This is a genomic window from Scandinavium goeteborgense (assembly GCF_003935895.2).
GTDB lineage: Bacteria > Pseudomonadota > Gammaproteobacteria > Enterobacterales > Enterobacteriaceae > Scandinavium > Scandinavium goeteborgense.
The window spans coordinates 68,527-80,921 of sequence record NZ_CP054058.1 but is presented as its reverse complement, the minus strand read 5'-3'; the positions used below and the strand labels follow the sequence as shown (position 1 = coordinate 80,921).

The 12,395-nt window shown below is 54.8% G+C and carries 12 protein-coding genes; 9 read left to right on the top strand and 3 right to left on the bottom strand.

All coding sequences use genetic code 11. The annotated features are described in order from the left end of the window. Positions 1–5 precede the first annotated feature (5 nt). Positions 6–1,202 (bottom strand): glycine C-acetyltransferase, encoded by a 1,197-nt coding sequence (gene kbl / locus A8O29_RS01140; RefSeq protein WP_125354669.1) that lies wholly within the window; start codon positions 1,200–1,202, stop codon positions 6–8. Between the two features lie 214 nt (positions 1,203–1,416). Here kbl and rfaD point away from each other — a divergent pair, with 214 nt between their 5' ends. The 5 genes from rfaD (at position 1,417) to A8O29_RS01115 (ending at position 6,715) form a co-directional block, all read left to right on the top strand. Next, positions 1,417–2,370 carry an ADP-glyceromanno-heptose 6-epimerase gene (gene rfaD / locus A8O29_RS01135; RefSeq protein WP_125354668.1) on the top strand — a complete coding sequence of 318 codons (954 nt, stop codon included), beginning with the start codon at positions 1,417–1,419 and terminating at the stop codon, positions 2,368–2,370. Positions 2,371–2,476: 106 nt separating this feature from the next. After that, positions 2,477–3,523: an ADP-heptose--LPS heptosyltransferase RfaF gene (gene rfaF / locus A8O29_RS01130; protein ID WP_125354667.1), complete on the top strand. Its 1,047-nt coding sequence runs from the start codon at positions 2,477–2,479 to the stop codon at positions 3,521–3,523. Positions 3,524–3,526: 3 nt separating this feature from the next. Continuing rightward, positions 3,527–4,513 (top strand): lipopolysaccharide heptosyltransferase RfaC, encoded by a 987-nt coding sequence (gene rfaC / locus A8O29_RS01125; RefSeq protein WP_125354666.1) that lies wholly within the window; start codon positions 3,527–3,529, stop codon positions 4,511–4,513. Beyond that, on the top strand, positions 4,506–5,609 hold the full coding sequence (rfaQ, locus tag A8O29_RS01120) for a putative lipopolysaccharide heptosyltransferase III (protein WP_125354665.1): 1,104 nt from the start codon (positions 4,506–4,508) through the stop codon (positions 5,607–5,609). The genes rfaC and rfaQ overlap by 8 nt, the downstream gene beginning before the upstream one ends. Next, complete coding sequence (locus tag A8O29_RS01115) at positions 5,606–6,715, top strand: glycosyltransferase family 4 protein (protein WP_125354664.1); 1,110 nt, start codon at positions 5,606–5,608, stop codon at positions 6,713–6,715. The genes rfaQ and A8O29_RS01115 overlap by 4 nt, the downstream gene beginning before the upstream one ends. Here the strand turns inward: A8O29_RS01115 and A8O29_RS01110 are convergent. Then, positions 6,694–7,797: a glycosyltransferase family 4 protein gene (locus A8O29_RS01110; protein WP_125354663.1), complete on the bottom strand. Its 1,104-nt coding sequence runs from the start codon at positions 7,795–7,797 to the stop codon at positions 6,694–6,696. The genes A8O29_RS01115 and A8O29_RS01110 overlap by 22 nt on opposite strands. Before the next feature lie 139 nt (positions 7,798–7,936). Here A8O29_RS01110 and A8O29_RS01105 point away from each other — a divergent pair, with 139 nt between their 5' ends. The 4 genes from A8O29_RS01105 (at position 7,937) to coaD (ending at position 11,534) form a co-directional block, all read left to right on the top strand. Further along, a complete protein-coding gene (locus A8O29_RS01105; RefSeq protein ID WP_125354662.1) occupies positions 7,937–8,923 on the top strand; it encodes a glycosyltransferase in 987 nt (328 codons plus the stop codon). An 83-nt stretch (positions 8,924–9,006) separates the two neighbouring features. Beyond that, positions 9,007–10,281 carry a lipid IV(A) 3-deoxy-D-manno-octulosonic acid transferase gene (gene waaA / locus A8O29_RS01100; RefSeq protein WP_125354661.1) on the top strand — a complete coding sequence of 425 codons (1,275 nt, stop codon included), beginning with the start codon at positions 9,007–9,009 and terminating at the stop codon, positions 10,279–10,281. After that, entirely contained in the window at positions 10,281–11,051 is a 771-nt protein-coding gene (locus A8O29_RS01095) for a glycosyltransferase family 2 protein (protein ID WP_125354660.1), read from the top strand. Before waaA ends, A8O29_RS01095 begins: the two co-directional genes overlap by 1 nt. A gap of 3 nt (positions 11,052–11,054) precedes the next feature. Further along, positions 11,055–11,534 (top strand): pantetheine-phosphate adenylyltransferase, encoded by a 480-nt coding sequence (coaD, locus tag A8O29_RS01090; RefSeq protein WP_125354659.1) that lies wholly within the window; start codon positions 11,055–11,057, stop codon positions 11,532–11,534. Here the strand turns inward: coaD and mutM are convergent, their stop codons facing one another. Next, the gene (gene mutM, locus A8O29_RS01085) at positions 11,535–12,344 is read right to left on the bottom strand and encodes a bifunctional DNA-formamidopyrimidine glycosylase/DNA-(apurinic or apyrimidinic site) lyase (protein WP_125354658.1); all 810 of its coding nucleotides are present in this window, start codon (positions 12,342–12,344) and stop codon (positions 11,535–11,537) included. It abuts the gene before it with no gap. Positions 12,345–12,395: the final 51 nt, after the last annotated feature.

Here is a 12,395-nt window from a genome sequence, read left to right as displayed (position 1 = left end):
CATCCTCAGGCAATCACGCCCAGTTGCTTACCGATGCGGGTAAACGCGTCCACCGCACGTTCAATTTGCTCAGGTGTATGCGCCGCAGACATCTGCGTGCGGATACGCGCCTGACCTTTTGGCACCACCGGATAGAAGAAACCGGTGACGTAAATCCCTTCTTTTTGCAGCTCGCGGGCAAAGTCTTGCGCCACGGTCGCTTCACCCAGCATCACCGGGATAATGGCGTGATCGGCACCGGCCAGGGTAAAGCCTGCGGCAGTCATTTTTTCGCGGAACAAGCGCGCGTTGGACCACAGGCGGTCACGCAGCTCAGCACCTGACTCCACCATTTCCAGCACTTTGATAGAAGCGGAAACGATGGCCGGAGCCAGTGAGTTGGAGAACAGGTATGGGCGGGAACGCTGACGCAGCCACTCGACCACCTCTTTACGCGCCGCGGTGTAGCCGCCGGATGCGCCACCGAGCGCTTTGCCCAGCGTACCGGTGATAATGTCTACGCGGTCCAGCACATCGCAGTATTCGTGCGAGCCACGACCATTTTCGCCGACAAAGCCGACCGCATGGGAGTCGTCTACCATCACCAGCGCATCATATTTGTCCGCCAGGTCGCAGACGCCTTTCAGGTTGGCAATCACGCCATCCATCGAGAACACGCCGTCAGTAGCAATCAGCACGTGGCGAGCCCCGGCTTCGCGGGCTTCTTTCAGACGTGCTTCCAGTTCCTGCATATCGTTATTGGCATAACGGAAGCGCTTCGCTTTACACAGACGCACGCCATCAATAATGGAAGCGTGGTTCAGCGCATCAGAAATAATGGCGTCTTCCGGGCCGAGCAGCGTTTCAAACAGGCCACCGTTGGCGTCAAAGCAGGAGGAGTAAAGAATCGCATCTTCCATACCGAGGAAATCGGCCAGTTTCTTTTCCAGAACCTTGTGGCTGTCCTGCGTTCCGCAGATGAAACGCACGGAGGCCATACCGAATCCGTGGCTGTCCATGCCAGATTTTGCCGCAGCAATCAGTTCAGGATGGTTTGCCAGGCCGAGATAGTTGTTCGCGCAGAAGTTGATGACATGGCTGCCATCGCCAACGGTAATATCCGCCTGTTGGGCAGAGGTAATGATGCGTTCTTCTTTAAACAACCCTTCCGCACGGGCGGTTTCCAGGTCGCTGGTTAACTGTTTGTAAAAATCACCACGCATTGCAACTCTCCAGATTCGGCAAAATTTGGAACATATTACCCAATGCTATAGGTCTATACGAGATGACGCTGCGTCGGTTACGCATTTTTGTAGCATAAATCACGTGTATCCCTGCGGGTTGTCGGTGAATGTGAAGACTCTGCATAGTGGTGGTATGATAAGAACCATTAGCGTCCGGGATAGTCCCGGTCACCCACATTCAAAGGTTATCGTTATGATCATCGTTACCGGCGGCGCAGGCTTAATCGGCAGCAACATTATTAAAGCCCTGAATGATAAAGGCATCACTGACATCCTGGTGGTGGACAACCTGAAAGACGGCACCAAATTCGTTAACCTGGTCGACCTGAACATCGCCGACTATATGGATAAAGAAGATTTCCTGATCCAGATTATGTCTGGCGAAGAGATGGGCGAAATCGAAGCCGTCTTCCATGAAGGTGCCTGCTCTTCCACCACTGAGTGGGACGGCAAGTACATGATGGATAACAACTATCAGTATTCCAAAGAGCTGCTGCACTACTGCCTGGAGCGCGAAATCCCGTTCCTGTACGCCTCTTCCGCAGCCACCTACGGCGGCCGCACGTCTGACTTTATCGAATCCCGTGAATATGAAAAGCCGCTGAACGTTTACGGCTACTCCAAATTCCTGTTCGACGAATACGTGCGTCAGATCCTGCCAGAAGCGGAGTCTCCGGTTGTCGGTTTCCGTTACTTCAACGTCTACGGACCGCGCGAAGGTCACAAAGGCAGCATGGCGAGCGTGGCTTTCCACCTCAACACCCAGCTGAACAATGGCGAAAGCCCGAAACTGTTCGAAGGCAGCGACAACTTTAAGCGCGACTTCGTCTACGTCGGCGATGTTGCCGCGGTGAACCTGTGGTTCTGGGAAAACGGCGTGTCCGGCATTTTCAACCTCGGCACCGGCCGCGCGGAATCCTTCCAGGCTGTGGCAGATGCCGCGCTGGCGTATCACCAGAAAGGCAGCATCGAGTACATTCCGTTCCCGGAAAAACTCAAAGGCCGCTATCAGGCGTTTACCCAAGCTGACCTGACTAACCTGCGTGCTGCAGGCTACGATAAGCCGTTCAAAACCGTTGCCGAAGGCGTGACGGAATACATGCAATGGCTTAATCGCGACAACGATACAAATTCACAAAATCATTGAAGCGGTATCAAGGCGGCAACTGAGTGAATCCCAGGAGCATAGGATAGCTATGTGACTGGGGTGAATGAAGGCAGCCAACGCAGAGACAGCTTGAAGGATGAAGTGAATGAAGATATTGGTGGTTGGCCCGTCATGGGTGGGCGACATGATGATGTCGCAAAGTCTCTATCGCACGCTCAAGGCGCGCTATCCCCAGGCGATCATTGATGTGATGGCACCTGCGTGGTGCCGTCCGCTTTTATCGCGTATGCCGGAAGTGAATGAAGCGATCCCAATGCCGCTCGGCCATGGCGCACTGGAAATTGGTGAACGTCGTCGACTCGGACGCAGCCTGCGTGAAAAACGTTACGATCGCGCTTATGTGCTGCCGAACTCGTTCAAATCTGCACTGGTGCCGTTCTTTGCGGGAATTTCGCAGCGTACCGGCTGGCGTGGCGAAATGCGCTACGGTTTACTGAACGATGCTCGCGTCCTCGACAAAGCGGCCTGGCCGCTGATGGTCGAGCGCTATGTCGCGCTGGCGTATGACAAAGGTGTGATGCGCTCTGCGAAAGATTTGCCGCAGCCTTTGCTCTGGCCACAGCTCCAGGTCAGCGAAGGCGAAAAGCTGCAAGTCGCTGGTGCATTTTCGCTTTCCACTGAACGCCAGATGATTGGCTTCTGCCCCGGTGCGGAATTTGGTCCGGCAAAACGCTGGCCGCACTTTCACTATGCAGAACTGGCCAAACAGCTGATCGACGAAGGTTATCAGGTGGTGTTATTTGGCTCCGCCAAAGACCACGATGCCGGGAACGAGATCCTGGCGACGCTCAGCCAGGAACAACAGGCCTGGTGCCGTAACCTGGCGGGCGAAACGCAGCTTGAACAGGCCGTGGTTCTGCTTGCCGCCTGTAAAGCGGTCGTCACCAATGATTCTGGTCTGATGCATGTCGCCGCAGCGCTCAATCGACCTCTGGTCGCGCTGTATGGCCCAAGCAGCCCGGATTTCACACCGCCGCTGTCGCACAAAGCCAAAGTTATCCGCCTGATTACCGGCTATCACAAAGTGCGGAAAGGCGACGGCGAAGAGGGCTATCATCAGAGCCTGATCGACATTACACCAGACCGCGTGCTGGAAGAATTAAACCAGCTACTGCTGGCCGAGGACGCATAACGGATGCGCGTATTGATCGTTAAAACGTCCTCGATGGGTGATGTGCTCCACACGTTGCCTGCGCTGACCGACGCCGTTCAGGCGATTCCAGGCATCCGTTTTGACTGGGTGGTTGAAGAAGGCTTCGCGCAAATCCCCACCTGGCACGCCGCGGTAGACAAGGTTATCCCGGTGGCGATCCGCCGCTGGCGCAAAGCGTGGTTTTCAGCGCCAATAAAAGCCGAACGCCTCGCGTTTCGCCAAAAGGTGCAGGCCGAAAAATATGACGCCATCATTGATGCCCAAGGGCTGTTGAAAAGCGCGGCGCTGGTCACGCGCCTCGCACACGGTATCAAGCACGGCATGGACTGGCAAAGTGCCCGTGAACCGCTGGCAAGTCTGTTCTACAACCGTCGCCATCAGATCGAAAAACAACAGCATGCGGTCGAACGTACCCGCGAGCTGTTCGCGAAAAGCCTCGGCTATGCAAAGCCCGATGCGCAGGGTGATTATGCGATTGCACAGCACTTTGTGACCCCCGGCAACACGACAGCGACGCCTTACCTGGTTTTTCTGCACGCCACCACGCGCGACGACAAACACTGGTCGGAATCCCACTGGCGGGAGCTTATTGCAACGCTGGATGGTAGCGGTCTGAACATTAAACTGCTGTGGGGTGCGCCTCATGAAGAAGCCAGGGCGGAACGTTTAGCCGAAGACCATGAGTACGCGGAAGTGCTGCCGCGAATGAGCCTTGAAAAGGTTGCTCATGTCCTCGCAGGCGCGCGTGCTGTCGTGTCGGTCGATACTGGACTCAGCCATTTAACGGCTGCGCTGGATCGGCCGAATATCACGCTTTATGGCCCTACGGATCCGGGTCTTATCGGTGGCTATGGAAAAAACCAACATATTTGCCGTCCTGATGGCTCAACAGAACTGAGCGAACTGAGTGCGGCAACCGTTTATGAGCGATTAATGTCTTTACTGGCCGCAGAGAGTCATCATGCCTGATTTTTTCTCACCGAATCGTCCACCAAAACGCGTTCTGATCGTTAAGCTGCGCCATCACGGGGATGTGCTACTGACATCCCCGGTCTTTACCGTGTTGAAAAAAAACTGGCCCGACGCCGAAGTCGATGCGCTGGTTTACGATGATACCCAGGCGATGATGACCAATCATCCATCGATTAACCAGGTGCATACCATCGGACGCAACTGGCGTAAGCAGGGTTTTATCAAACAGCTGACGCTATATCGGGCGTTGCTCAAAACTCTGAAAGCCCGCGACTACGATGTACTGATCAATCTGACAGAGCACTGGCACGGCGCACGTCTGGCCCGTCGCCTGAAACCACGCGTATCTGTCGGCTTCAAACCGGATAAACGCACCGGCCTGGCTCGTCGCCGCTGGGTGAAATCCTTCACCACGCTCTACCCTGCCATTCAAGACAACTCGCGCCATATGGTTGAGGTGAATCTGGATGCACTGCGCCATATCGGCATTCATCCGCAAACGGCTGAAGACAAAAACACGCTGTTCGTGCCAGGTGACGAAGCGGAAGCCTCTATCGTGCAGAAGTTGGCAGATTTCGGTGTTGTTTCAAAATCATATGTCCTGGTACATCCGACCTCTCGCTGGATGTTTAAAGCCTGGTCGCTGGAGAAACTTGCCGTCACCATCGACACGCTTTCCGCGCGCGGTCTGCCGATTATTCTTTCTGCGGCGCCGTCCAAAGAAGAGAGCGAATACATGGATGGTCTGCGGGCACTGCTCACTCAGCCGTACCATGATTTGAGCGGAAAACTGAATTTGAAAGAACTGGGCGCATTAATGAAGCATGCCCGGCTCTACTTTGGCGTCGACTCCATGCCGATGCATTTGGCGAGCGCAGTGGGAACGCCCACGGTCGCCATCTTCGGCCCAACCGGGGCGATTAAATGGGCGCCGTGGGGCGTCCAGTTCCGGGTTATCACCGCAGGCTTTACCTGTCAGCCTTGTGGTAAAGCGGGCTGCGGGGATAGCCATGTCTCAGATTGCATCACCGCCATTACCTCTCAGCAGGTGCTGAGCGCGATTGATACACTGCTACTGGAAAACCCGGCATGAAGCTCGCGATCGTTAGACAAACCTATAATCCTAACGGCGGTGCAGAGCGATTCGTCTCCCGCGCGCTGAATGTGCTGGCCCGTGATTCCGAAATCGATGTCACACTGATCGCTCGCAAATGGGAAAATGCGGCAGGCTGGAATACGTTGACTATCGATCCGCCGTTTCGCAATCGCCAGGCTCGCGAAGAAGGTTTTGCCGCAGCCGCAGCCGCGCATTTTAAGGATTTTGATCTCGTCCAGAGCCACGAACGCATCCCCGGCGCATCCATTTTCCGCGCAGGCGACGGCGTTCACGCGGCCTGGCTCGAGCAATACAACCGTATTCAGTCGCCTCTGACCCGCTGGGCGCAGTCTTTTAGCCGTTATCACCGCTACATTCTCAGCGCTGAACAACAGATGTTTACTCACCCAAACCTGCGCAAAGTTATCTGTAACTCACGCATGGTGCGGGACGATATCGCCCGCCGTTTTGGCCTGAGCGACGATAAGCTGACAGTGATTTATAACGGGGTCGATACCCAACATTTTCACCCCGACGTGCGTCAGGCTTCAATGCGTGGTCGTCTTGGCATTCCGGATAACGCGCCAGTGCTGGCGTATGTTGGCTCCGGTTTCGCTCGGAAAGGTGTGGCCACGGCGTTAAAAGCGATTCAACCGCACCAGGATGTCTGGCTGTTAATTGCCGGTCACGATAAGCATGCATCAAAGTTTTCGAAGCTTGCCAGTACGTTAGGTGTCTCTTCTCGCGTGAAATTTCTCGGGCCGGTTTCAGATGTGCGTGAAGTCTACGGCAGCGCAGACGCACTTATTTTACCGACGTTGTACGATCCGTTCCCGAACGTCTGTGTAGAAGCACTGGCCTGCGGTTTGCCGCTGTTGACCAGCCACGGCTGTGGCGCAGCGGAATGGATTGAGGAAGGAAGCAACGGCTGGGTTCGTGACGCGCTTGACGTCCCGGGATATCAGCAGACGATCGCTGCCTGGCTGGAAGGGCGCTATCGTGGCGTTGATTATGCGGCAGCGGCACGCGCCACCGCAGAACCTTATACGCTTGAAAGCATGGCCAACAAACTGCAAGACCTTTATCGCGAACTGCTTGACTGAGCCGCGTTGCTAAAGACCTTCTCCATCGCCGTCAGCATGCATTCACGGGTAAAATGAGCATTAAGATACTCATTCCCTTTGCTTGCCAGTTGGCGGCGCAACTCCGGGTCGTGATACAGCGTGAGAATGGCATCACGCAGTCCTTCTACGTCCTGCTGTGCAATCAGTAGACCTGTCTCCCTGTCGATAATGGCATCTGCCGTGCCACCGGCATCCGTCGCGATTGTCGCAATCCCTGTCGCCAAAGATTGCAGTACGCCTTGTGGCACACCTTCCATGTCGTGGGATGGACTGATGGCAATATCAAATGCCGGGAACCAGCGTTCCGGATCGGGCTGATGGCCCGCCAGCACCACACGCGTTAAGAGATTGTGCTGGATAACTTCACTTTCCAGCGCTTCACGATGTGGACCATCGCCCACAATGGCGACCTTAATTTCCGGGATGTTGATTTGCGCCAGCGCCTTGAGCAGGACGCTATGGCCCTTATTCGGTCGTAAATGCGACACCACGCCCAGCCAAAAATCTCCCTGACTCAGATCGCAGTGATTGCGGGCAGCGTCTTTATCACCAGGGTGAAAACGAGAGGTATCGACTCCGCTAGGCACGGAGGTGGTGTTTTCCAGCGGCACGCCCAGAGCGGCCATTTGCAAACGCAGGGCTTCTCCGGTGGAGACAATATGCTTACAGGCTTTACGGTAAAGCCAACGCGTCGTCCAGTTATTACGAGGGACACCGGAGGCGTGGCGAGTGCGAATGAGCGGAATTGGGCGAGATAAGAACAGATTTGCCAGGGCAACAAGCCACGTATCCGCCGAGTTATGGCTATTTACGATATCGATATTGTCGCGATTGTCACGGAGCCAGCAGCGTAACGTCAGCAAATTGCCTAGATTTTTTCTTCTCATCGGCATGGTCACCACATTGAGTCCCGCCGAGAGCGCCAATTGATGCAGCGGAGCAGATTCAGGGCAGAGGATAGTCACCTGATGTCCACGCTGTATCATGCCCAGAGATTCGTTGATGATACGCAGCGGTTGGCCGCCTTTACCGCCATCGGCTTCGGTGTGGACAATGTGCATAGGGTTCCTGTTCAAATAGGCCAGCTTGAAAGAGAAAGAATTATATCGCTATGAAGCGCTGCCAACAAAGAGGCAACTTCGGGGATGCCGTGTATAATGCCGCCACACCAAGCGTGGCGTGTCATTAAACGGAGAAACCATGTTCGACCAGCCCCTTCTGAGTCTCGTTGTCGCGGTATATAACGGTGAAAAATTCCTAAATGCCTTTTTTGACAGTATTAAAAACCAGCATCTCGATAGCCTTGAAATGATCCTGGTCAACGACGGTTCTGTGGACAACTCAGCGGACATCCTGGCCCGCTACGCCAGTGAATTTACTAATTATCGGGTTATCAACCAGCCTAACCAGGGCGTATCTGCGGCACGTAATACCGGTCTGGCCGTTGCCACGGGTCAATATCTGGCGTTTCCGGATATTGATGACGTTATCTATCCGGGTATGTACGCGCGGCTGCTGGATGTTGCCACCAAAAATCAGCTTGATGTCGCGACCTGTAACGGTAACTACGTTTACGATGATGGGCGCCCATCGAAGAAAATACTCCCCTCTGACAAACTCTCTTCTACCGGAGTGGTGGAAGGAACGACGTGGTTACAACAGGCATTGGCATCCCGTAAATTCCTGCATGTCACTTGGCTCAACATCTATCGTCACGCATTTATCAAAGAGCAGGGATTTACCTTTGAGGACGGTTTACGTCATCAGGACATTCCATGGACGACAGAAGTTTTGCTGACTGCAAAACGTGTGCAGTACATCGATGAAACGTACTACGATTATTTGATTCATTCCGCATCAGTTTCGCATACGCCTGGCACTGACGATACGCGTATCCGTAACTCTAAGCACTACATGAAAATCCTCGAAATGCTGAACGAGATTAACCAACGCTATCCGCAACAAGTGGCAAAAGTGCCCGCCTGCCAATGGCAGATTGCGAAAGAAGGGCTTGGAATTCTACACAGTATCAATAACATAGCCGACGTACAGAAACGTAAAACGATTACACAAGAACTCTTCGACCGCGGTATCTGGACCTTGATCTGGAAAAATGCTCGCGGGCTCCGTCTCCGCTGGCGTTTAGGCCGTCGTTACTTCCGTTTGAAACGTTATCTGACCGATTGAACGTCCAGAACCCCAAAGGGATAGCTTTAAGCACGCTAAATGCTTAGAATTTGCCCGCCGAAGTATAAAAACGGATAAATCGCTTGGAATTTCTGTATACCATCTTGCTCTACCTGATTCAGCCACTGGTCTGGCTGCGGTTATTGTTGCGCAGCCGAAAGGCACCCGCGTACCGTAAACGCTGGGCTGAACGCTATGGCTTTTGCAAAAATAAGGTAGTGCCTGATGGCATACTGCTGCACTCCGTCTCCGTAGGCGAGACGCTGGCCGCCATTCCGTTGGTGCGTGCACTGCGTCATCGTTATCCGTCATTGCCAATAACCGTCACAACCATGACTCCGACCGGTTCTGAACGGGCATTGTCCGCCTTCGGCAAAGATGTGCAGCACGTCTATCTGCCGTACGATTTACCCGGCGCAATGAACCGCTTCTTCAACACCACCCGTCCGAAGCTGGTTATCGTGATGGAAACCGAGCTGTGGCCGAACATGGTTGCCGCGCTGCATAAGCGCAAAATCCCGTTGGTAATTGCCAATGCGCGCCTGTCTGAACGCTCAGCCAAAGGCTACGGCAAGCTCGGCAAATTCATGCGCAAACTGCTGAGCCGCATCACCCTGATTGCTGCGCAGAACGAAGAGGACGGTAACCGCTTCCTCGCGTTGGGCCTCAAACGCAATCAGCTCACGATTACCGGCAGCCTCAAATTTGATATCTCCGTGACGCCAGAACTGGCGGCACGCGCGGTGACCTTACGTCGCCAGTGGGCGCCGCGTCGTCAGGTGTGGATCGCAACCAGCACCCATGACGGCGAAGAAAAAATCATCCTCGATGCACATAAAAAGCTGCTGGAAACCTTCCCGGACTTGCTGCTGATTCTGGTGCCGCGCCATCCTGAACGCTTTGCTGACGCCCGCGAACTGGTGCAGAAAGCGGGCATGCCGTTTACTCTGCGCAGCACGGGTGAAATCCCTTCCGCGACGACTCAGGTGGTCATTGGCGACACCATGGGTGAGCTGATGCTGCTGTACGGAATTGCTGACCTGGCCTTTGTCGGCGGCAGTCTCGTCGAACGTGGTGGACATAACCCGTTGGAACCGGCCGCGCATGCGATTCCGGTATTGATGGGCCCGCATACCTTCAATTTCAAAGACATCTGCGCCAAGCTGCAGCAGGATGACGGCCTCATCACGGTTACCGATATGGACACTCTGGTGAAAGAAGTCTCTACACTGCTCACTGATGAAGATTACCGCCTCTGGTATGGCCGCCATGCCGTCGAAGTGCTCCATCAGAACCAGGGCGCGCTTGCCCGTCTGCTACAGTTATTGCAACCTTATCTGCCTCAGCGGAGCCACTAATGCCTACTCGCCTGTCGGTGGTGATGATCGCCAAAAACGCTGCCGATCTGCTGCCGGATTGCCTTGCATCGGTACAGTGGGCTGACGAGATTGTTCTGCTGGATTCCGGCAGCGACGATAACACCGTTGAACTGGCGAGAAGTCTTGGCGCGCAGGTCCATGTGAACAGCGACTGGCAAGGCTACGGTATTCAACGTCAGCGCGCACAAGCGCTCGCCACCGGCGATTATGTGTTAATGATCGACACCGACGAACGCGTCACGCCTGAGCTCGAAAAATCCCTCCGCGACGCTCTTGCGGCCCCGGAACCGGGGGCCGTTTACAGTATCGCCCGCCGTAACTATTTTCTCGGTCGCTTTATGCGGCACAGCGGCTGGTATCCGGACAGGGTTCTGCGTCTTTACGAACGCGAACGCTGGCAGTACAACGATAATCAAGTGCATGAATCCCTCGACAGTCGCGGTGCGAAAGTCGTTGAGCTGAAGGGCGACCTGAAACACCTGACCTGTCGTAATTTTGCTGAGTTCCAGCGTAAACAGCTGGCTTACGCCACGGCCTGGGCGCAGGAACGTCATCAGAAAGGCAAGAGAACCTCACTGGCAGGCATTTTTGGTCACACGTTGGGCGCGTTAATCAAAACGCTTATCCTGCGTGGCGGCGTTCTGGATGGCGCGCAAGGCTGGCTGCTGTCGGTCGTGAACGCGCAGTATACGTTTAACAAGTACACCGAGCTGTGGGCGCTGAACCGCGGCTTTAGCAAAAAGGCGTGAGTCATGAGCACAAAAGCCATCTACCCAGGCACGTTTGATCCCATCACCAACGGTCATCTCGACATCGTTACCCGCGCCAGCTGCATGTTCGATAAAGTGCTGCTGGCCATCGCGTCCAGCCCGAGCAAAAAACCCATGTTTGACCTGGATGAACGCGTCGCGCTGGCCACACAAGCGACGTCGCATCTGACGAATGTGGAAGTGGTCGGGTTTAGCGACCTGATGGCAAACTTCGCCCGCGCGCAGCAGGCCAATATCTTGATTCGCGGTTTACGGGCGGTGGCGGATTTCGAATACGAGATGCAGCTGGCGCATATGAATCGCCATCTGATGCCGGAACTTGAGAGCGTGTTCCTGATGCCGTCGAAAGAGTGGTCGTTTATTTCCTCTTCACTGGTGAAAGAAGTGGCGCGCCACGATGGCGACGTCGCCCACTTCCTGCCGCCTGCTGTCCACCAGGCGCTGATGGACAAGCTGAAATAATCACTTCTGGCAGCGGCGGCAGTAAAATGTTGCCCGCTGCGCATGCTTCGTCGCAATAATCGGCGAACCGCAAACCCGACAAGGCTCATCCTTCCGACCGTAGACCTGTAATTCCTGAGCAAAATAGCCCGGTTTACCGTCGCTTTGCAGGAAGTCCTTCAGCGTCGTCCCGCCCTGCTCAATAGAACGCAGCAGCACCGCCTTGATGACACGCACTAATAGCGCGCACTCCTCCGCAGAAAGCGAAGACGCAAGCCTGTCAGGGTGAATGCCTGCAGCAAACAGTGACTCGCTGGCATAGATGTTCCCCACCCCGACCACCAACTTGTTATCCATCAACCACGGTTTGATCGGCGTTTTCTTTTTCGCACACTTCTCGCGGAAGTAATCGGCGTTAAATGCCTCGCTCAGCGGCTCCGGGCCGAGATGTGCCAACACGCTGTGGCCTTCCAGTTCTTTGGCCCACAACCATGCGCCAAATCGGCGAGGATCGGTGTACCGCAGCACTTTACCGTTGCTCATTACCAGGTCGACATGATCGTGTTTCTCTGGCGGGCGGTCTTCGGAGAGGATTCGCAAACTTCCAGACATTCCGAGGTGGATGATTATCCAGCCGTCAGGCAACTCAAGCAGCAGGTATTTGGCGCGACGCTGAACGCTGAGCACGGGCTTATCGCTGAGGCTATGAATTTCCGCAGATACGGGCCAGCGCAGTCGGCCGTTGCGAACAATCGCGTGCAGGATGGTCTCACCGACCAAATGCGGCTCAATACCGCGACGGCTGGTCTCGACCTCTGGTAACTCAGGCATGACATCTCCAAAGATAATGCGGGATACGTTCTATTATGGGGATGAGCAGAA